Origin of the sequence: Bradyrhizobium sp. Bra64 (assembly GCF_024519875.1) — a bacterium.
In the GTDB taxonomy this organism is placed as follows: domain Bacteria; phylum Pseudomonadota; class Alphaproteobacteria; order Rhizobiales; family Xanthobacteraceae; genus Bradyrhizobium; species Bradyrhizobium japonicum_G.
This window is the reverse complement of sequence record NZ_JALJRD010000002.1, coordinates 713,987-735,114: the sequence shown is the minus strand read 5'-3', so window position 1 is coordinate 735,114 and position 21,128 is coordinate 713,987. Positions and strand designations below refer to the sequence as shown.

Sequence of the window (21,128 nt, the reverse complement as noted above, 5' to 3'; positions counted from 1 at the left end):
CTCACCGGAGACAGTCTGAATTGCTTCGTCGCAAGGGCACCTCGCAATGACGGCGCGCGCGTGTTACACGGCATCCTGACAGCACCCAGCGAGCGACCGGTTTGGCGATAGCGAAGGCAAAGCGAACTCTGAAATGGCAGCGCGATCCCGAGGGGATGCGGCTGCGCATTCTCGAAGCCGCCAAGCAGGAATTCTCGGCTCACGGGCTCGCCGGCGCCCGCGTCGACCGGATCGCGGCCAAGGCCGGCGCCAACAAGCGCATGCTCTACTATCACGTCGGCAACAAGGACGAGCTCTATCTCACGGTGCTCGAAGGCGCCTATGACAAGATCCGCAGCGAGGAAAGGGGGCTCGATCTCGAGCATCTCGATCCGCCCGAGGCGATCCGGCGCCTGATCGAGTTCACCTGGAATTACTTCCTGCGCAATCCCGAGTTCCTGTCGCTGCTGCAGACCGAGAACCTCGCGCGCGCAAAGCACCTGAAGCGCTCGACCAAGGTCAAGTCGATGCACTCGCCCTTCGTCGAGATGATCCGCACCGTGGTGCGGCGCGGCGTCGACAGCGGCGACTTCCAGGTCGCGGTCGATCCGGTACAGCTCTACATCTCGATCGCGGGACTTTGCTTCTTCTATCTGTCGAACTCGGCGACGCTGAGCGTGATCTTCGGCCGCGATCTGCTGGACAAGAAAGCCAAGGACGAGCGGCTCGCCCACATGGTCGGCCTCGTGCTGGCGGCGCTGACGGGGCAGTCGACCGCGCTGTTCGACGTGGTGAAAGCGCCGAAAAAGCGCGCGACGGTGGCGCAGACGGTTTAGCGGCGCAATTCGCGCGCCGCCCAACGGGTACGCTCCCGCCTCACCAATCTCTCACCGCGCCCGCGAAAGCGGGCGATCCAGTATTCCAGACACGGTGAAGGAATACGGATAGGCCGCGGCGTCCTGGATTGCGCCTTCGCGGGGAATGACACCGAGGATGCGGCGCCACCAACGCATCCTCCGAATCCCGGAACCCCGGCGCAAACGTCACAGGGAAAGGGCTGGACAGTATTTATCCAACGGGTTAATTTCTCCCCAGAACGAACAAGAATGCCGGGAGTGAGACGTGGCTGAGTTGAAGCCGCAAAGTGCGGTGTCCAAGATGCTGAATGCGGCCTGGGTTCGGCCGTTCTTGTTCCTCGTCTTCATCGTCGTCGCCTGGGACCTGGCGATCCGGCTGTTCAGGATCCCCGCCTACCAGATCCCGTCGCCGGGCGATGTCCTTGCGGTGCTGCGCACCGACTGGCCGGAACTGCTGCGGCAATCCTGGCCGACGACCTATGCGACCGTCTGCGGCTTCCTGCTGTCGGCGCTGTTCGGCATTCCGGTCGCGATGCTGATCGCGGGGTCGAAGACGGTGGAGAGCTACGTCTATCCGCTGCTGGTGTTCTCGCAGTCCGTGCCGAAGATCGCGATCGCGCCGCTGTTTGTGGTGTGGTTCGGCTTCGGCATCATTCCGAAAGTGATCTCGGCGTTCCTGCTCGGCTTCTTCCCGGTGGTGGTTTCCGCCGTCCAGGGCTTCAAATCTGTCGATCCCGATATGGTCGATCTCGCCCGCGCCATGCAGGGCAGCCGTTTCCAGGTGTTTTGTGCCGTGAACCTGCCGCATGCGCTGCCGGCGATCTTCTCCGGCCTCAAAGTATCGGTGACGCTGGCCGTGGTCGGCGCCGTCGTCGGCGAGTTCGTCGGCTCCAATTCCGGCATCGGTTATGTGATGCAACGCTCGATCGGAACCTTCGACCTTCCGACCATGTTTGCAGCGCTCGTGATCCTGGCGCTGCTCGGCGTGATGCTGTTCTGGATCGTGGACCGGATCGAGAAGCTGGTCATTCCCTGGCATGTCAGCCAGCGCGAGGACGTGATTTTCGCAGCATAATTAAAGCAACGAGCGGCCAGCAACGGCCCAAGCAACAGAACATAAGTAACAGCACATAAGCAACAACGACAAGGGAGAGTGACGATGAAGCGGTGGATAGGAGCTGTCTCTGCGGCGCTGATGGTGTTCGCGGCCATGCCGGCGCAAGCGGCCGACAAGGTCGTGCTGATGCTGAACTGGTACGTCTATGGCGAGCACGCGCCGTTCTATTACGGCAAGGCCAAGGGCATTTACGCAGCCGAAGGCATCGATCTCGAGATACAGGAAGGCCGCGGCTCCGCTGCGACCACGCAGGCGGTCGCCGCCAAGACCGCCGACTTCGGCTATGTCGACGTGCCCACCATGATGCGCGCCGCGATCAAGGGCGCACCTGTGGTCTCGACCGGTGTGCTGCTCCAGACCAGCCCGATGTCCGCGATGGGCTTCGTCGACAAGAACATCAGGAAGCCCGAAGACATCAAGGGCAAGACGGTGGCGATCACGCCGGCCGACTCCATGACCCAGATCTGGCCGCTGTTCCTGAAGAAGACCGGCCTCAAGGAAAGCGACTTCCAGACGGTCGCCGGCGACGGCCAGACCAAGCTCAACGCGGTCATCAACGGCCAGGCCGATCTTCTGCTCGGCTACGTCATGGACCAGTCGATGAAGATCAAGGACGCCACCGGCAAGGATGTCTATCCGATCAAGTTCGCCGACTACGGCATCAACATGGTCTCCTCGGGCATCATCGCCAACTCCGACTACGTGAAGGCCAATGCCGACCTCGTCCGCCGCTTCATGTCGGCGACGACCAAGGCGGTCGAGGCCGCCGAGAAGGAGCCGAAGGCGGCGGCGCAGTCGATCCTCGATGCCAACCCCAAGGGCGGCAAGATCGATACCCTGACGCAGGGCTTTGAGCTGACCGTTCCGCTCTACCGGACCCCCGAGACCAAGAGCAAGCGGCCATTCCAGGTCACCGACCAGAACATGACTGATACGGTCAACCTCATGGTCGAATATGGCGGGCTCGATGCCAAGGCCAAGGAGAACCCGAAAGCCTTCTACACCAACGACTATCTGCCGAAGAGCGGCTCGTGAAACCAGCGACTATATCGAGTGACACCGTGCAGCCGGCCGCGCATCTGAGACTGGTGAGCGACCGGGCTGCCGGCGATGCGTCGGGCATCAGGCTATCAGGCGTGTCGAAGACCTACCGGACGCGCGACGGCGATGTGCCGTCGCTGCGGCCGCTCGACTTCCACATCAACGACGGCGAGTTCTTCGTCGTGGTCGGCCCGTCCGGCTGCGGCAAGTCCACGCTGCTCAAGCTGATCTCGGGATTGCTGCCGCCGACGGCGGGCGAGATCCTGGTCGAGGGCGAGAAGGTGACGGCGCCGCACGGCAATGTCGGCATCGTCTTCCAGAACGCGCTGTTGCTGCCATGGCGCAACATCCTGTCCAACGTGATGCTGCCGATCGACATGAAGCGGCTGCCGCGGCAGACATATCTCGACCGCGCCAAGGCGCTGTTGAAGCTGGTCGGGCTGGAAGGCTTCGAGAAGAAGCTGCCCTGGCAGCTCTCCGGCGGCATGCAGCAGCGCGCCTCGATCTGCCGCGCCCTGGTGCATGATCCCAGGATCATGCTGATGGACGAGCCGTTCGGCGCGCTCGATGCGCTGACGCGCGAGCGCATGAATGTCGAGCTGATGCGGATCCAGCGCGAGACGAAGAAGACCGTGCTGCTGATTACGCATTCGATTCCCGAGGCCGTGTTCCTCGCCGACCGCGTGCTGGTCATGACCGAACGGCCCGGCGCGGTCGCCGCGATCTACGACGTGCCGCTGCCGCGCCCGCGCTCGCTCGACGTGATGGCCGATCCGGTGTTTACCGAGCTCGTGCAACGCATCCGCAAGCACTTCTTTTCACAGGGTGCATTGGACTAGGTGGTTATGGTGTTCTCTGAACGGGCCATATGCGCGGTGCGCTCCCTCCCCCGCCTGCGGGGGAGGGCTGGGGAGAGGGTGTCTCCACTCGCGAGAACCCCCAAGGGAAGAAAGCCCTCACCCGGCGCTGCGCGCCGACCTCTCCCGCAAGCGGGAGAGGTGCACTGCCACCTGAGTCACATCTCGGGAGCCAGGTAACACCATGGCCCCCCGCCTGAAGCTGCGAGGCATCGCCTTCTTCGAACGACCCGTGCATTTCGCGCGGCCGTTCCGCTTTGGCGCCATCACCATCAACGCGACGCCGCAGCTGTTCGTGCGGGTCGAGATCGAGGTGGAGGGCAGGGGCAGTGCGGTCGGCGCCAGCGCCGAACTGCTGGTGCCAAAATGGTTCGACAAGCGGCCGGAGCTGTCGCCGGCGCAGACGGTCGACGGCCTGCGGCGCTCGCTTCAGATCGCACGCGGTCTTTATCTGGCGCGCACTGGATTTCAGACCGCGTTCGATCTGCATGCCGCGTGCCTCGGCGCCCAGGTCGCGACTTGTGCGAAGAAGAACATTCCGGCGCTCGCGGCGGCTTATGGCCCCGCGGAAATCGACAAGGCGATCCTCGATGCGCTGCTCCGGGCCGCCGAGACCAGCTTTTTCGACGGCATGGCCGGCAACATTGCCGGCATCGATGCGCGGCTTTCGCCAGACCTGAAGGAAACGGATGTTACGACGTTTCTCTCCGCCCGGAAGCCGCTGCCGCGCGTTGCTATCAGGCATACCGTCGGCCTCGACGACATCGTCGAAGGCAAGGGCGGCGTTGCCGATGTCCATGAGAACGCCGGCGCGAGGTACTTCAAGCTGAAGCTGTCGGGTGACCCATCGGCCGATGCGACGCGGCTGGCACGCATCGGCACGGAGCTCGAGGCGCTTGGTCATGACTATAAGGTGACGCTCGACGCGAACGAGCAGTACGCCGATCTCGACGCACTGCATGCCCTGGTCAATCGCCTCGATCATGACGCCGCATTGCGGCCGATCGCCTCGCGCCTGCTCTATGTCGAACAGCCGATGCCGCGCGACATCACCCGGCAGTCGCCGCTCGGCTCGCTGGCTGCACGCGGCTTCATCATCGACGAGGCGGATGATTCCTATGACGCCTTCCCGGCGGCGAGGGCCCTCGGCTATCACGGCATCTCCTCGAAATCCTGCAAGGGCCTTTACAAGTCCATCGTCAACGCAACGCGCGCGGCGAAGTGGAGTGAGGGCGGAGAGAGGTTCTTCGTAACCAGCGAGGACCTGACCTGTCAGCCCGGCCTTGCCGTCCAGCAGGATCTCGCGCTTGGCGCTCTGATCGGCGTCACCCATGCCGAACGCAACGGCCATCACTATGTCGATGGCTTTGGCGAGGCGCCCGCCGCCGAAGCGCAGGCCTTCGCGGCCGCACATCCCGATCTCTACGCCGATGCCGGGCAGGGCATCCGGCTCTCCATCCACGACGGCGATCTCCTGACGGGATCGCTTCACGCTGCGGGGTTTGCGACGTCGGTCGATCCGGACTGGCCGGCGCTCCGCCCGCTCGAACAGCCAACATCACTTCAGGAGCAATTGGCATGACCACCCAACGCCTCGGCCTCATCATGAACGGCGTCACCGGCCGCATGGGGCTCAACCAGCATCTGATCCGCTCGATCGTCGCGATCCGTGAGCAGGGCGGCGTCCGCTTGAAGAACGGCGACCGCATCATGCCCGATCCGATCCTGGTCGGCCGCAGCGCCGAGAAGGTCGAGGCGCTTGCCAAGCGCTACAACATCACGCGCTGGACCACCGACCTCGACGCCGCGCTCGCCGACAAGAACGATACCATGTTCTTCGACGCCGCGACCACGCAGGCCCGGCCCGGCCTGTTGACCCAGGCCATCAATGCCGGCAAGCACGTCTATTGCGAGAAGCCGATTGCGACGAACTTCGAGGAGGCGCTCGAGGTCGTCAAGCTTGCCAACGCCAAGGGCGTCAAGCACGGCACGGTTCAGGACAAGCTGTTCCTGCCCGGCCTGAAGAAGATCGCCTTCCTGCGCGATTCCGGCTTCTTCGGCCGCATCCTCTCGGTGCGCGGCGAGTTCGGCTATTGGGTGTTCGAAGGCGGCTGGCAGGAGGCGCAGCGGCCGTCCTGGAATTATCGCGACGAGGACGGTGGCGGCATCATTCTGGATATGGTCTGTCACTGGCGCTACGTGCTCGACAACCTCTTCGGCAATGTCCAGAGCGTGGTCTGCATCGGCAATACCGACATTCCCGAGCGCTACGACGAGCAGGGCAAGAAGTACAAGGCGACGGCAGACGATTCCGCCTATGCAACCTTCCAGCTCGAGGGCGGCGTCATCGCCCATATCAACATGTCCTGGGTGACGCGCGTCTATCGTGACGACCTCGTCACCTTCCAGGTCGACGGCACGCTCGGCTCCGCGGTCGCGGGTCTCTCCGATTGCATGATTCAGGCGCGGCAGGCGACCCCGAGGCCGGTGTGGAATCCCGACGAGAAACGGTTGCACGATTTCTACGGCGACTGGCAGAAGCTGCCCGACAACGTCACCTACGACAACGGCTTCAAGGAGCAGTGGGAGATGTTCATCCGCCACGTCTACGAGGATGCGCCCTACAAGTTCACGCTGCTCGAAGGCGTCAAGGGCGTACAGCTCGCCGAATGCGCGCTGAAGAGCTGGAAGGAGCGGCGCTGGATCGACGTCGCCCCGATCAAGGTCTGAGGAGGCAGACATGAACAAGCCCGTCCTGCCAATGTCGTCCCTATCGCTGAAGCTGCCGAAGGCCGATCGCTCGATCGAGACCTACCGGCTCGCGGCGTCGCGAACGTTTCCGGCCAAGCTCGAGGGCCCGCTGAACCGCATCGCGTTCTCGGCCGTCCATACCGTGACCGATCCCTTCGCCGACAACGATCCCTGGCTCTCCGCCGCGGTCGACTGGGACAAGACCATCGCCTTCCGCGAGCACGTCTGGGACCTCGGGCTTGGCGTCGCCGAAGCCATGGACACCGCGCAGCGGGGCATGGGGCTGGACTGGCCGACCTCGCTGGAGCTGATCACGCGCTCGGTGTCCGCCGCGAAGCGGCGCAACGCGATGGTGTTCTCCGGCGCCGGCACCGATCATCTCGCGGTCGAGGATGCCAAGAGTCTCGACGACGTGATCCGCGCCTATGAGGAGCAGATTTCGGCGGTCGAGAAGGTCGGCGGCCGCATCATCCTGATGGCGTCGCGCGCGCTGGCCAAGCTCGGCCGCAACGCCGACGATTATGCAAGAGTCTATGACCGGGTGCTGTCGCAGGTTCGCGAGCCCGTGATCATCCACTGGCTCGGCGACATGTTCGATCCGGCGCTGACGGGATATTGGGGCACCAAGGATCTCGACGGGGCGATGGACACCGCCGTGGCCATCATCAACAACAACGCCGCCAAGGTCGATGGCGTCAAGGTCTCGCTGCTCGACAAGCAGCGCGAGATCGACATGCGCCGTCGCCTCGACAAGCGCATCAAGATGTATACCGGCGACGACTTCAACTATGCGGAGCTGATCGCCGGCGACGAGCAGGGCTTTTCCCATGCGCTGCTCGGCATTTTCGATGCGATCGCACCGGCGGCCTCCTACGCCCTGTCGCGGCTTGCGGCGGGTGACGAAGCCGGCTTCCACGACGTGCTGGGGCCGACGGTGCCGTTGTCGCGCCACATCTTCAGGGCGCCGACACGCTTCTACAAGACAGGCGTGGTGTTCATGGCCTATCTCAACGGCCATCAGGACCACTTCACCATGGTCGGCGGGCAGGAGAGCACGCGCTCGACGCTGCATCTGGCCGAGCTGTTCCGGCTGGCCGACAAGGCCGGGCTGCTTGCCAATCCGGAGCTGGCGACGCGGCGGATGAAGGCGGTGCTCTCAACGCACGGAATCGAATCCTGATGCGTGATTTCTCGTCCGACCATCGCTGGCTGTCGCTGAACACGGCGACGGTCCGCAAGCAGGGTGACCTCGTTCAGATCATCGATGCCTGTGCAAAGCACGGCATCCGCGCCATCGATCCCTGGCGCGACCAGGTCGCAGCCGTCGGTCTCGATCGCGCCGCGCGCGCGGTGCGCGAGGCCGGCCTCGAACTGTCGGGCTATTGCCGCGGCGGCATGTTCACCTCCGACGCGTCGCGCCGGGGCGAGGTGCGCGACGACAACCGGCGCTGTGTCGATGAAGCCAAGGCCATGGGTGCACCCTGCATCGTGCTCGTCGTCGGCGGCCTGCCGCAATATTCGCGGCCGGGCAGCGAGGTTTCGAAAGATATCGTGGCGGCGCGCGGGCAGGTCGAGGATGCCTTGGCCGAGATGCTAGACTACGCGAGGCAAGCAAAACTGCCGCTGGCGATCGAGCCGCTGCATCCCGCCTATGCGGCCGACCGCGCCTGCGTGAACACGACAAAGCAGGCGCTCGACATCTGCGACCGGCTCGACCCTGGCCGCAGTGGCATGCTCGGCGTCGCGCTCGACGTCTATCACATCTGGTGGGATCCGGAGCTGATGGGTCAGATCGCGCGCGCCGGCAAGAACCGCCTGCTCGCGTTCCATGTCTGCGACTGGCTGGTGCCGACCAGGGACATCCTCAACGACCGCGGCATGATGGGCGACGGCGTCATCGACATCAAATCGGTGCGCGCCGCGGTCGAGGCGCAGGGTTTTGCCGGCTTTTCGGAGATCGAGATTTTCTCCAACGACTGGTGGGGCAAGCCGATGGATGAAGTGCTGCGCACCTGCATCGAACGGCACAAAACGGTCGTTTAGCCTTCCCCGGTATCCATCGCGCGCAGCGCCGCTGATCGCCTGAACTATCAAACGGTTGCACGGAGTCGCCGGGGCATCTCGCGGCGACCGCCGCCTACTGTGCATGGGGTTGTTTTCGACTTTTTTGTTGTGGGGCCTCAGCCGATCGCGCAGGGCACGCTCAAAAACCCGCGGAACCGCACCCGTCCGCCCCGCACCGGCCGCCCGCTGACGGCATAATCCGGGAAGCGCGCCAGGAAGCGCGAGATCGCGATGGCGCCTTCCAGCCGCGCCAGCGCCATGCCGGCGCATTGATGCGCGCCGGTGGCGAAGGCGAGATGCCGGTTCGGCGACCGCGCGACATCGAAGCGTTCGGGATCCGGAAACTGCGCGGGGTCGCGGTTGGCAGCTCCAATGCACAGCGTCACCGACGTGCCGGCATCGAGCACGACGCCGCCGAGCTCGACCCGTTCGGTGGTCATGCGGTTGCCGAGCTGGTTCGAGCTTTCATAGCGCAGCATCTCCTCGACCGCGGTCTTGATCAGATCCGGGTTGTCGATCAGCCGCTGCTTCTGGTCCGGATTGCGGTGCAGCGCCACGAGGCCGTTGCCGATCAGATTGGTGGTGGTCTCGTGACCGGCATTGAGCAGGAAGATGCAATTGTGCAGCAGCTCCTTCTCGGTCAGCCGCTCGCCGTTCTCCTCCCCCTGGATCAGGCGCGTCAGCACGTCGCGCTCGGGATTGCCGGGCTTCTCGCGCCGGCGCGCAACCAGCGTTTCGAGATAGGCCAGGAAGTCCTTAACCGCCGTGTTGCCGCGCGCCGCCACTTCGCTGGACACCACGGGTTCGAGCGCACCGAGGATCGCCAGCGACCAGTCGCGCAGTGGCGTGCGCTCGTCATGGGGCACGTCGAGCAGATTGCCGATCACTTCGATCGGGATCGAGGCGGCGAAATCCTCGATCAGCTCGCAGGCACCCTTGGCGGCAATGGCGTCGAGCAGGCCGTCGACCAGCCTGACGATATCAGGCTCCATCCCCGCGATCGCGCGCGGTGACAGCGCGCCCATGATCAGGCGGCGCACGCGCGTATGCGCCGGCGGATCGTTGAAGACGAGGCTGGTGGTGTGGTGCTCGTAGAGCGGGGTGTCGCCGTATTTCGGCGCGAACTCGCGCTTCTTGTCCGAGCTGAAAGATTTGGTGTTCTTGTAGGTGGTGACGAGGTCGTCGTAGCGGGTCAGGAACACGGTGCCGTTGGGGAGGCGCTTGACCGGCTCGTTCTCCCGCAGTGCACGATAGGTCGGGTAGGGATCGTCGTAGAATTCCGCCGTCAGCTTCTCCAGATCAAAATGAGCCGCCAGTTCTTTCGCATCTGCGTTCATGCCGCCATACTCGCCGGTTGAGACCGATATGCTGTTTTCGCTCTTTCGAGCGGTTGGGATCACCGTCTACAGTCGGGTCCTGATTTGCAAGCCGACCGGACAGGAAAATGCACGCCCGCGCTGACGCTGCCGAGACGACGGCGCCGACATGGCCCGACGATATCTTCGCGACCTTGCAACGCTTCGATGTCCGGCAGGTGCCTTACGTGCCCGACGCCGGCCATTCCAGGCTGATCAACCGCGTGCTGGCTTCATCCTCGATGCGCGGCATTCCGCTCACGACGGAGGAGGAGGGCGTGGCACTTCTCGCCGGTGCCTGGACCGGCGGACAGCGCGGCGTCCTGTTGATGCAATCGAGCGGGGTCGGCAATTGCATCAACATGCTGTCGCTGATCCCGATCCTGCGTTTTCCGTTCCTCACGCTCGTGACGATGCGCGGCGAGTGGGGCGAGTTCAATCCGTGGCAGGTGCCGATGGGATCGACCACGCAGGGCGTGTTCGAACTCTCCGGGGTCAAGGTGCTGCGCGCCTCCGATGCGGCCGAGGTGCCGGCCGTGCTCGAGGCGGCGTCGGCGCAGGCCTACAACGCGCTCACGCCCACCGCGGTCCTGCTGTCGCAGCGCCTGATCGGCGCCAAGGTCTTCACCAAATGAGCAAAGCCAATCTCCTCGACCGCCGCCAGGTGGTGTCCTCGTTGCTTGCGCACCGCAAGGATGTGGTTGCGATCGGCGGCCTCGGGGCCTCCACCAACGACATGTGCGCGGCCGGCGATCACGCCCGCAACTTCTATCTCTGGGGCGGCATGGGCGGCGCTGCGATGATCGGGCTGGGGCTCGCGCTGGCGCAGCCGAAGCTGCCGGTGCTGGTCATCACCGGCGACGGCGAGATGCTGATGGGCATGGGGAGCCTTGCCACCATCGGCCTGCAGAAGCCGCCCAACCTCTCGATCGTCGTGCTCGACAACGAGGCCTATGGCGAGACCGGCGGCCAGACTAGCCACACCTCGGCGGCCGCCGATCTCGTTGGCGTCGCCAGGGCCTGCGGCATCGAGGACAGCCGATCCGTCACGACCATGGCCGAGGTCGAAGCCTTCGCCAAAGCCGTCCACGACGTCGCGGCGGGTCCGCGCTTTGCCAATGTGAAGATCGACAGCGCCAATCTGGAGCGGATCTTGCCCAGCCGGGACGGGACCTACATCGTCAACCGGATCCGCGGTGACCTCGGCTTCCAACCGATCTAGGTGCGCGTTCCGGCGCACTGGTCTGCACGGTGGCCGTGCAGGCGAGGCCGATTTCCACTGAAACTACAACGCACTCAGGTTGCGATGCAGCATAGTGCTTGACTTTTGCGTGGGTGAGTGCTTACTCACCGCGCATGAGCTCACTGCGAATGACGAGCGACCTGAGGCGTCAATTGATCCTCGGCGCCGCAAAGCGCTGCTTTGCCCGACACGGCTATACCGGCACCACGACGAAGAGCGTGGCGGCTGCGGCTGCCATTTCCGAGGCGCTGCTGTTCAAGCATTTCCCGTCCAAGGCGGCGCTCTACGCCGAGATTCTCAGCGACGAATGCGAGGCGGACCCGGCATTGATGGAGTTGCTCGAGCGGGAGCCCTCGACGGCCACCCTGGTCGAACTGATCCGCGGCATGGTCCAACATTTCCTCCACATCGCCGACGGGCCCGACCAGGAAGAGGCCCAGCGCCTGCGACTGATGGCCACGAGCCATTTGGATGACGGCGAATTCGCCCGTTTGCTATACGCCAAGATCGAGACGCTGATCGGGGCTGTTTTCGTCGCTTCGCTCGAGCGCGCCGTTGCCGCCGGGGACGCGCGGCCGTGCGCTGGCGATCCGCTCAACCTGTTCTGGTTCGCGCATCATTCAGTGATGACGGCTGCGCTGACCAGGCTGCCGGCCACGCCCTGCCTCGCCTACGGCAGGGCGAACGATCTCGAGCGGCAGCTGTGTGAGTTTCTCCTGAGGGGTATCGGACTTAACGACGCCGCAATTGTTTCGCATTTGGGCCGCAATCAGGCCAGTTGTGCGGGCAAGACGGCGATTGCAGAAAGTGCATGACATGAACATCGTAACCGAACACAAGATTTCGGGCGAACCGATCGACAACAAGGCTCCCAAGCGTCCGGTCCGGCCGGTGCTCTGGTTCATCATCGTCGGCACGCTCCTGGGCGTGCTCGTGGGCGGCCTCGTCTGGTTCAATTATTTCCGCGGCCAGATGATCAAGCAGTTCTTCGCCAACAACAAGCCGCCGCCGACGGCAGTCAGCGCGGCCGAAGCGAAGTCCGAGGTGGTGCCGAACCTGCTCACCGCGGTCGGCTCCCTTGTCGCCGTCCACCAGGTCGATGTCAGCGCCGACGTCAACGGCCGCGTCACCGAAATCAAGTTCGAACCGGGTACCCATATCGAAGCCGGTACGCCGCTGGTGCAGCTGTTCGACATGCCGGAGCAGGGCGACCTCGCCAATTACAAGGCGCAGGCGACCGTCGCGCAGCTGTCGCTCGACCGCGCCAAGCAATTGGCCTCGCGCCAGTTCGGTCCGCAGGCGACCGTCGACACCGCGCAGGCCGCCTACGACCAGGCGCTGGCCGGCATCGCCAAGACCGAGGCCTTGATCTCGCAGAAGCTGGTCCGCGCGCCGTTCTCCGGCGATCTCGGCGTCCGCAAGGTCGAGGTCGGCCAGTATCTGACGGCCGGCACGGCCATCGTGTCGCTGACCGATCTGTCGGAGCTGTGGGCCAACTTCACGGTGACGGAAAAGGATTCCGGCAACCTCAAGGTCGGTCAGGTCGTCAGGCTGAGGGTCGACGCCTATCCGGGCCGCACCTTCGAGGGCAAGATCACCACGATCGAGCCGCAGATCGCGACCGATACCCGCAACATCCGCGTGCAGGCGACCATTGCCAATCCGGAGAAGATCCTCAAGCCCGGCATGTTCGTGACCACCACCGTGGTGCTGCCGGACAAGCCGGCGGTGATCACCGTGCCGGAAACGGCGGTCGACTACACGCTGTACGGCGACTCCGTGTTCGTGATCACCGAGAAGAAGGATGCGGACGGCAAGACCAGCCTTTCCGCGGTGCGCACCTTCGTGCAGACCGGCAACCGGGTCGAGGGTCGTGCTGAAATCCTCAAAGGCCTGAAGCCGGGCGACAAGGTCGTCGCCGTCGGCCAGCTCAAGCTGCAATCGGGCGCAGCGGTGTCGATTTCGACCGACCCGGCTCCGGCAATCCCGGCGCAACCGCCGCGTTACTGACATGTGCTCGCGTGATCCGGCCTGGCCGGATCACGTTTCTTGAGACAAAGAGATCGAGATCGACGCGATGCGCTTTACCGACATTTTCATCAAACGACCGGTGCTGTCGGTCGTCGTCAGCCTGCTGATCCTGCTGATCGGCCTGCGCGCGGCGATGGTGCTGCCGATCCGGCAATATCCGAAGCTTTCGAACACGGTCATCAACATCACGACCGTGTATCCCGGCGCGTCCGCCGACCTGATCCAGGGCTTCATCACCACGCCGATCGAGCAGGCGGTCGCCTCCGCCGAGGGCGTCGATTACATCACCTCGTCCTCGGTGCTCGGCACCTCGACGATCCAGGTCTACATCAAGCTGAACTTCGATCCGAACCAGGCACTCACCGAGGTGCTGGCCAAGACGAACTCGGTCAAATACCTGATCCCGAAGGAATCCAACGATCCGATCGTCACCAAGACGACGGGCCAGACCACGGCCGTGATGTATCTCGGCTTCTCGTCCGAGGAACTGTCGGGATCGGCAATCTCCGACTATCTGACGCGCGTGGTGCAGCCGGTGCTGTCGACCGTCGACGGCGTCGCCTCGGCCGACATCCTCGGCGGCCAGACTTTCGCGATGCGGCTGTGGCTTGACCCGGTAAAGATGGCCGGCCGCAACGTCTCGCCGGCCGATGTGGCGGCGGCGATCGCCGCCAACAACTTCCAGTCCGCGGCGGGCCAGACCAAGGGCTACCTGATCGTCTCGAACATCTCGACGAATACCGGCCTCACCGACGTCAACCAGTTCAAGAAGATGATCGTCAAGGCCAAGGACGGCGGCTTCGTACGGATGGAGGACATCGCGACCGTCGAGCTTGCGGCTCAAAGCACGGACGCGAGCGTCGCCTTCAACGGCGAGCACGCGATCTTCATCGGTGTCCAGGCAACCCCGCAGGGCAACCCGCTGACGCTGGTCAAGGGTGTGCGCGCGCTGTTCCCCGAACTCGAGCGCAATTTGCCGCCGTCGATGAAGATGAAGGTGGCCTACGATTCGACCAAGTTCATCCAATCCTCGATCGACGAGGTCGAGAAGACGTTGGGCGAAGCCGTGATCATCGTGATCGTGGTGATCTTCCTGTTCCTGGCGTCGTTCCGTTCGGTCATCATTCCCGTCGTCACCATTCCGCTGTCGATGATCGGTGTCTGCACGCTGATGCTGGCGCTCGGCTTCAGCTTCAACCTGCTGACGCTGCTTGCCATGGTGCTCGCGATCGGCCTAGTGGTCGACGACGCCATCGTCGTGGTGGAGAACATCCATCGGCATCTGGAAGAGGGCAAGACGCCCGTGCAGTCGGCCTTGGAGGGCGCGCGCGAAATCGTCGGTCCGGTCGTCTCGATGACGATCACGCTCGCGGCCGTGTACGCGCCGATCGGCTTCCTGGGCGGCCTGACCGGTTCGCTATTCCGCGAATTCGCCTTCACGCTTGCCGGCTCGGTGATCGTGTCCGGCGTGATCGCGCTGACGCTGTCGCCGATGATGTGCTCGGTGCTCCTCAAGAATGCCGAAGAAGGTCGTTTCGCCAAGCTCGTCAACAGGGTCTTTGGCGCGGTCACGCGGTGGTACGGCCGCAGGCTCGACCGCTCGCTCGACTACAAGGCCATTACCGGCCTGTTCGCGGTGACCATCCTCGGGCTCGTCGGCTTTCTCTACATGCACACCTCGAAGGAGCTGGCGCCGGAGGAAGACCAGGGCATCGTGTTCGCGGTGACGAAGGCGCCGAAATACGCCAACATCGACTATGTCGATTTCTATGGCGAAAAGCTCGACAAGGAGTTCCAGAAATTCCCCGAGACCGATCTGCGCTTCGTGCTGAATGGCATCAACGGCCCGCAAGGCGGCATCGCCGGCATGCTGCTGAAGCCGTGGGACGAAAGGAAGCGTTCCTCGATTCAGCTGAAGTCACTGGTGCAGGCCGAGCTCTCCAAGATCGAAGGCGTTCAGGCCTTCGCGTTCAACCTGCCGCCGCTACCGGGCGGGCCGGGCGGCCTTCCCGTGCAGATGGTGATCAACTCGACCGCGGGCTTCCAGGCCGTCTTTGAGCAGATGGAGAAGCTGAAGGACGCCGCCCGCAAGAGCGGCATGTTCATCGTCTCCGACAGCGATCTCGCCTATAATCAGCCGACTGTAACGGTGAAGATCGACCGCACCAAGGCTCAGGATCTCGGCGTCAACATGCAGAACGTCGGCAGTGCGCTCGCCGTGCTGCTTGGCGGCAACTATGTCAACCGCTTCAATCTCGAGGGTCGTTCCTACCAGGTGATCCCGCAGGTGCCGCGCGGCCAACGGCTCTCGCCGGAAGCGCTCGGCGGCTTCTACGTGACGACCAATACCGGTCAACAGCTTCCGCTGTCGACCCTGGTATCGATCGAGACGAAGACCGCCCCCAATTCGCTGACCCACTACAATCAGCTCAACTCGGCGACCTTCTCGGCGGTGCCGATGCCGGGCGTGACTGTCGGCGCGGCGGTCGACTTCCTCGAAAGCGAGGCCAAGAAGCTGCCACAGGGATTCAGCCACGACTATCTCGCAGACAGCCGGCAGTATGTGCAGGAGGGCAACCAGCTCGCGATCACGTTCGGCTTCGCACTCGTCATCATTTTCCTGGTGCTGGCGGCGCAGTTCGAAAGCCTGCGCGACCCGCTCGTCATCATGATCTCGGTGCCGATGGCGATCGTGGGCGCGCTGATCCCGCTGTTCTTCGGCGCAGCGACCATGAACATCTACACCCAGGTCGGTCTGCTGACGCTGGTTGGTCTGATCACCAAGCACGGCATCCTGATGGTGGAGTTCGCCAACGAGCTCCAGGTCAACGAGCGGCTCGACCGCCGCTCGGCCATCGAGATGTCGGCTCGCATCCGGCTGCGGCCGATCCTGATGACGACGGCCGCGATGGTGACGGGCCTGATCCCGCTGCTGACCGCGACCGGCGCGGGTGCGGCCAGCCGTTTCTCGATCGGTCTGGTGGTCGTCGCCGGCATGTCGATCGGCACGCTGTTCACGCTGTTCGTGCTGCCTGCGGTGTACGTGGTGCTGGCGACCGACCATCGCGCGGCGGCCGATTCCGAGCGGAATAAGCAGGTCAACGATCTCGATCTCGGCAACAAGGCGCTGCGGCCGACCTGAGGTCACAGATCAGCGAACCGGAGGGCGGCGGCGGCCAACCCGTTGCCGCCCTTTTTCGTTATCGCCCGGGGTCATCCGCGGTTCCGCCGGCGAGACAAGGAGCGGCCTTCTTGCTAGGTTTGGCAGGATGAGCCTTTCCCTCCATCCCGATACCTCGCAAGCGAGGACGCTGCCAAGCGCGGCACCGGATGGCGCCGCCTCCGGAGCGGCGGCGGGGCAGGGGATCAGGACGCGACTTTTCACCAAATATGTCGCGCTGTTCGTGGCCGTTGTCGCCATCGCGCTGCTGGCCAACGGCCTGTTCGAGGTCTTCTTCTACTATCGCGAGCACAAGGCCGCTTTGATCCGGGTCCAGCATGAGCAGGCCGAGGCGGCAGCGGCCAAGATCGGCCAGTTCGTCAAGGAGATCGAGAGCCAGCTCGGCTGGACCACGCAACTGCCCTGGTCGGGGGGCTCGATCGAGCAGCGCCGGTTCGACGCGCTGCGGCTCTTGCGCCAGGTGCCTGCCATCACCGAGCTCGCTCAGGTGGATTCGACCGGCAAGGAGCGATTGCGGGTCTCGCGGCTGGCGATGGATGCGATCGACAGCGGGATCGACCTGTCGGGCGATCCGAAGTTCACCGAGGCGGTTGCGCACAAAGTATATTACGGGCCGGTCTATTTCCGCAGGGAGTCGGAGCCTTACATGACGCTGGCGCTCGCCGGCCCGCGCAAGGATGCGGGTGTGAGCATCGCGGAGGTGAACCTGAAGCTGATCTGGGACGTCGTGTCCCAGATCAAGGTCGGCGAGCACGGACATGCCTATGTGGTCGGCCCGGAGGGACGCCTGATCGCACATCCCGATATCAGCCTGGTCCTGCGCAACACCGACATGTCCGGCCTCGCGCAAGTGCGCGCTGCGCTGGCCGGAGCTACCGTGGACGCGCTCTCCGAGGCGCGCAACATCCAGGGACAGAAGGTGCTGACCGCGTCGGCGCCGATCGCGCCGCTGCACTGGACCATGTTCGTCGAGCTGCCGGTCGAAGAGGCCTATGCCGCACTCTATGCCGCGTTGCAGCGGCTCGCGATCGTGCTGCTCGCAGCCTCGATCTTCGCGGTGCTCGCCGGGATATTTCTGGCGCGTCGCATGGTCGGGCCGATCCAGGCGCTGCGTCGCGGCGCCGAGCGGATCGGGGGCGGCGATTTCGCCCAGCGTATCTCGATCAAGACGGGCGACGAGCTCGAAGGGCTCGCCGACCAGTTCAACGACATGGGCGCGCGTCTGCAGGAATCCTATGCTGACCTCGAGAACAAGGTCGAGCAGCGCACCGCAGAACTCCGGCAATCTCTGAACGATCTGCGCGCCGCGCAGGATCGTCTGGTCCAGACCGAGAAGCTCGCTTCGCTCGGCCAGCTCACGGCGGGCATCGCACACGAGATCAAGAACCCGCTCAATTTCGTCAACAATTTCTCCGCGGTCTCGACCGAGCTGATCGACGAGCTCAACGAGGTGCTCGACGCGGCAAAGCTCGACGGCAAGACGAAGCAGGAGGCCGATGAGCTGACCGGCATGCTCAGGGGCAATCTCGAGAAGGTGGTGCAGCACGGCAAGCGCGCCGATTCCATCGTCAGGAACATGCTGGTGCACTCGCGCCAGGGTTCCGGCGAACATCGCTCCGTCGATATCAATGCGGTCGTGGAGGAGAGCCTCAATCTGGCCTATCACGGCGCGCGCGCCGAGAAGCCCGGCTTCAACGTCACGCTCGACCGCGACTTCGATCCCGCTGCCGGTATGGTCGATATCTACCCGCAGGAGATCTCGCGCGTCTTTCTCAATCTGGTCTCGAACGGCTTCTATGCCACCGCCAGGCGCAAGGAGAGGGCCACGGACGGTTTCGAACCCACCCTGCGCGCGACGACGAAGAATCTTGGCGACAAGGTCGAGGTCCGCATTCGCGACAATGGCACCGGCATTTCACAAGAGGTGAAGGAGAAGATGTTCAATCCCTTCTTCACGACCAAGCCGGCCGGCGAGGGCACCGGGCTCGGCCTTTCCATGAGCCATGACATCGTCGTGAAGCAGCACGGCGGCACGATCGACGTGAACACCGAGTCCGGTGTATTCACCGAATTCATCATCACCCTGCCGCGCATGATGGCGGCAGACGGAACTACTGGAGACAAGGCTTGAACGTTTACATCCTGGTCGTCGATGACGAGCCTGACGTCGAGGCGCTGTTCCGGCAGCAGTTCCGGCGCGATCTGCGCGCCGGCCGTTTCCAGATGGAATTCGCGCCGTCCGCGCCGGATGCGCTGAAGCTCGCCGCCGAGGTGCGCGATCCTTCGCTGATCCTGATTCTATCCGACATCAACATGCCCGGCATGAGCGGGCTCGACATGCTGCCAAAGGTGCGTGACGCGCACCCGAACGTTCCCGTCATCATGATTACGGCCTATGGCGACGCGGAGACGCGCAGGAAGGCGATCGAGCGCGGCGCGGTCGGACTTCTCACCAAGCCGATCGATTTTGCGCTGCTGCGGCAGGAAATCGACACGCGGCTCGAGCAGGCCGCATGACCGCCACCATCCTCTTCGTCGACGACGAGCCGGATCTCGAGGCGCTGGTCCTGCAAAAATTCCGCAGACAGATCCGTGATGGGCTCATCGACATCATGTTTGCTCGCGACGGTCTCGAGGCGCTGCAATCGCTCGAGCGGAATCCGCATGTCGACATGGTGGTCTCCGATATCAACATGCCGCGGATGGACGGGCTGTCGCTGCTGGCGAAGCTCCAGGAAGCCGAGGACAAGAAGTCCACCATCATCGTCTCGGCCTATGGCGACATGAGCAACATCCGCACGGCCATGAACCGCGGTGCGTTCGACTTCCTGACCAAGCCGATCGACTTCGTCGACCTGGAGATGACGATCCAGAAGACCGTTCGCCATATCGAGATGCTGCGGGAGGTTCGGCGCCGACAGATGGAGGCGGAGCGCGCTCATGCTGCCCTGTCGCGCCATTTCTCGCCCGAGCTCGCCAAGCGTCTGGCGGCGGGGGGCGAAGGTGAGGGCATCGAGGTGCAGTGGCGCGACGTCGCGACCATCTTCACCGACATCGCCGGTTTCACCTCACTGGTCGAGAGCGCGCCGCCCGAGATGCTGGGAGAGCTCCTCAACGAATATGTCGGCGGGATGACCGAAGTCGTCTTCGCGCATGAGGGGACGGTCGCAAAGATCATCGGCGATGCGATCCAGGTGCTGTTCAACGCGCCCGGCGACCAGCCCGACTATGCGACACGCGCGGTCGCCTGCGCCCATGATCTCGATGCCTGGGCGCAGGGCTTTTGCGCGCGCCAGAAGGCCAAGGGTGTGAATTTCGGCACCACCCGTATCGGCATTCACGCCGGGCCGGCGCTGGTCGGCAATTTCGGCGGAAACCGGTTCTTCGACTACACCGCGTATGGGGATTCGATCAACATCGCGGCGCGGCTGGAAGGCGCCAACAAGCATCTGGGGACACGCATTTGCGTCAGCGCAAGCGCCGCCAAGGCGGCCGAGAATTTTCAAGGCCGTCCCGTCGGTGAGCTGATGCTGCGCGGACGCAGCGAGCCGTTGCGTGCATTCGAGCCGTTGCCGCAGGAAAAATTCGAGGCGCCGGAAACGGCGCTCTATTCCGAGGCTTTCGGCAAGATGGAGGCGGGCGACGTCGCGGCCATGCCGGCCTTTGCCGCGCTGGTCGGCATGCACGCCGACGATTCCCTGGCCGGCTTTCACCTGAAGCGCCTGCTCAATGGCGCCAAGGGCATTCGCATCCAACTGGACTAGGAGTTCAAGATGAATCGTGACTTCGCCGCCGGCAATTATCGTTTCATTCCGTCCGTGTTCCAGTATTCGGCCGGTGCGGCCGCGGACGATGGCTATGAGATCGAGCGCGTCCGGTTCGACCGCCTGGTGCCGCTCGCCGAGGGATTTGCGCTCGCGGCAAAGTACATCCAGGAAGCGGGACGGCCGCTGACGGCCTTCTGCGCCTGCGAACTGCGCTCACCGGCGGCCTTCAGCGAAGAGGGCTTTCGCGCGTTCAACCTGCACTATGTGAAGACACTGTCCGAATGGGGTATCTTCGACGGCAGCACCAATCCGGTGGCACGCAGCAATGTCTGCCCCGAGATCGATCCGCCGTCCGAGCCGTCGTTCTATGCCTTCTCCTTCACGCGGCCGACAAGCTCGAAGGCACCGAGCTTCGTCATCGCCGGCGGTGCCGAGGCGCGCGAGGGCGGCGGGACCTATGTCGAGCGCACGGTGCGCTACCGCGACCTCAGCCCGGAGGGCCTTCGCGAGAAGGTGCGCTTCACCACGACGTCGCAGATGGAAAACCGGATGACGGCGTTCGGCTTCGGCTGGAAGGACACCACCGGCGTACAGGCCTATTCGGTGCACGACTTCCACCACGCGCTGGTCGACGAACTGGTCCGCCGCGGCGCGCTGCGGTCCGGCCTGACCTGGCACTTTGCTCGCCCGCCGGTGGTCGATCTCGAATACGAGATGGATTGCCGCCGCGTGCTGCGGGAGATCGTGATTTGAGGTCCTCATCCTGAGGAGCGGCCGTCAGGCCGCGTCTCGAAGGATGGCTCCAGGTGACAGTCGGGCCTTCATGGTTCGAGACGCGCGTAAGAACGCGCTCCTCACCATGAGGGAGATCTAAAGCGCGATGAG

General features: G+C 64.1%; 18 protein-coding genes. 17 read left to right on the top strand and 1 reads right to left on the bottom strand.

Annotation, left to right across the window (positions count from 1 at the left end; genetic code table 11):
* Positions 1 to 107 precede the first annotated feature (107 nt).
* The 8 genes from NR187_RS10895 to NR187_RS10860 all read left to right on the top strand — a co-directional run bounded on the left by NR187_RS10895 (position 108) and on the right by NR187_RS10860 (position 8,645).
* Entirely contained in the window at positions 108 to 815 is a 708-nt protein-coding gene (locus tag NR187_RS10895; RefSeq protein ID WP_211383526.1) for a TetR/AcrR family transcriptional regulator, read from the top strand.
* 286 nt (positions 816 to 1,101) lie between these two features.
* Complete coding sequence (locus NR187_RS10890) at positions 1,102 to 1,911, top strand: ABC transporter permease (protein WP_211382702.1); 810 nt, start codon at positions 1,102 to 1,104, stop codon at positions 1,909 to 1,911.
* Positions 1,912 to 1,995: 84 nt separating this feature from the next.
* On the top strand, positions 1,996 to 2,988 hold the full coding sequence (locus NR187_RS10885; RefSeq protein ID WP_211382703.1) for an ABC transporter substrate-binding protein: 993 nt from the start codon (positions 1,996 to 1,998) through the stop codon (positions 2,986 to 2,988).
* Entirely contained in the window at positions 2,985 to 3,833 is an 849-nt protein-coding gene (locus NR187_RS10880; RefSeq protein WP_256806440.1) for an ABC transporter ATP-binding protein, read from the top strand. The genes NR187_RS10885 and NR187_RS10880 overlap by 4 nt, the downstream gene beginning before the upstream one ends.
* Before the next feature lie 202 nt (positions 3,834 to 4,035).
* Positions 4,036 to 5,433 (top strand): hypothetical protein, encoded by a 1,398-nt coding sequence (locus tag NR187_RS10875; protein ID WP_256806439.1) that lies wholly within the window; start codon positions 4,036 to 4,038, stop codon positions 5,431 to 5,433.
* Positions 5,430 to 6,581, top strand: coding sequence for a Gfo/Idh/MocA family protein (locus NR187_RS10870; protein ID WP_211382706.1), 1,152 nt, complete (start codon positions 5,430 to 5,432; stop codon positions 6,579 to 6,581). The genes NR187_RS10875 and NR187_RS10870 overlap by 4 nt, the downstream gene beginning before the upstream one ends.
* Positions 6,582 to 6,591: 10 nt before the next feature.
* Positions 6,592 to 7,782 (top strand): dihydrodipicolinate synthase family protein, encoded by a 1,191-nt coding sequence (locus NR187_RS10865; protein ID WP_211382707.1) that lies wholly within the window; start codon positions 6,592 to 6,594, stop codon positions 7,780 to 7,782.
* On the top strand, positions 7,782 to 8,645 hold the full coding sequence (locus NR187_RS10860) for a sugar phosphate isomerase/epimerase (protein ID WP_256806438.1): 864 nt from the start codon (positions 7,782 to 7,784) through the stop codon (positions 8,643 to 8,645). Before NR187_RS10865 ends, NR187_RS10860 begins: the two co-directional genes overlap by 1 nt.
* A gap of 137 nt (positions 8,646 to 8,782) precedes the next feature.
* Here the strand turns inward: NR187_RS10860 and NR187_RS10855 are convergent, their stop codons facing one another.
* Positions 8,783 to 10,003, bottom strand: a complete 1,221-nt coding sequence (locus NR187_RS10855; RefSeq protein ID WP_256806437.1) for a cytochrome P450 — start codon at positions 10,001 to 10,003, stop codon at positions 8,783 to 8,785.
* Positions 10,004 to 10,110: 107 nt separating this feature from the next.
* Here NR187_RS10855 and NR187_RS10850 point away from each other — a divergent pair, with 107 nt between their 5' ends.
* The 9 genes from NR187_RS10850 (at position 10,111) to NR187_RS10810 (ending at position 20,996) form a co-directional block, all read left to right on the top strand.
* Positions 10,111 to 10,656, top strand: a complete 546-nt coding sequence (locus NR187_RS10850; protein WP_256806436.1) for a phosphonopyruvate decarboxylase — start codon at positions 10,111 to 10,113, stop codon at positions 10,654 to 10,656.
* Positions 10,653 to 11,243: a thiamine pyrophosphate-dependent enzyme gene (locus NR187_RS10845; RefSeq protein ID WP_256806435.1), complete on the top strand. Its 591-nt coding sequence runs from the start codon at positions 10,653 to 10,655 to the stop codon at positions 11,241 to 11,243. The genes NR187_RS10850 and NR187_RS10845 overlap by 4 nt, the downstream gene beginning before the upstream one ends.
* Positions 11,244 to 11,377: 134 nt before the next feature.
* Positions 11,378 to 12,079 (top strand): TetR/AcrR family transcriptional regulator, encoded by a 702-nt coding sequence (locus NR187_RS10840; RefSeq protein ID WP_256806580.1) that lies wholly within the window; start codon positions 11,378 to 11,380, stop codon positions 12,077 to 12,079.
* Position 12,080: 1 nt separating this feature from the next.
* On the top strand, positions 12,081 to 13,274 hold the full coding sequence (locus NR187_RS10835; protein ID WP_211382712.1) for an efflux RND transporter periplasmic adaptor subunit: 1,194 nt from the start codon (positions 12,081 to 12,083) through the stop codon (positions 13,272 to 13,274).
* Positions 13,275 to 13,341: 67 nt separating this feature from the next.
* On the top strand, positions 13,342 to 16,437 hold the full coding sequence (locus NR187_RS10830; RefSeq protein ID WP_211382713.1) for a MexW/MexI family multidrug efflux RND transporter permease subunit: 3,096 nt from the start codon (positions 13,342 to 13,344) through the stop codon (positions 16,435 to 16,437).
* A gap of 127 nt (positions 16,438 to 16,564) precedes the next feature.
* On the top strand, positions 16,565 to 18,607 hold the full coding sequence (locus NR187_RS10825) for an ATP-binding protein (protein ID WP_256806434.1): 2,043 nt from the start codon (positions 16,565 to 16,567) through the stop codon (positions 18,605 to 18,607).
* A complete protein-coding gene (locus NR187_RS10820; protein ID WP_211382715.1) occupies positions 18,604 to 18,993 on the top strand; it encodes a response regulator in 390 nt (129 codons plus the stop codon). The genes NR187_RS10825 and NR187_RS10820 overlap by 4 nt, the downstream gene beginning before the upstream one ends.
* The gene (locus NR187_RS10815) at positions 18,990 to 20,240 is read left to right on the top strand and encodes an adenylate/guanylate cyclase domain-containing protein (RefSeq protein WP_256806432.1); all 1,251 of its coding nucleotides are present in this window, start codon (positions 18,990 to 18,992) and stop codon (positions 20,238 to 20,240) included. Before NR187_RS10820 ends, NR187_RS10815 begins: the two co-directional genes overlap by 4 nt.
* Positions 20,241 to 20,249: 9 nt before the next feature.
* Positions 20,250 to 20,996: a hypothetical protein gene (locus NR187_RS10810; RefSeq protein WP_256806431.1), complete on the top strand. Its 747-nt coding sequence runs from the start codon at positions 20,250 to 20,252 to the stop codon at positions 20,994 to 20,996.
* The last annotated feature ends 132 nt before the right edge of the window (positions 20,997 to 21,128 follow it).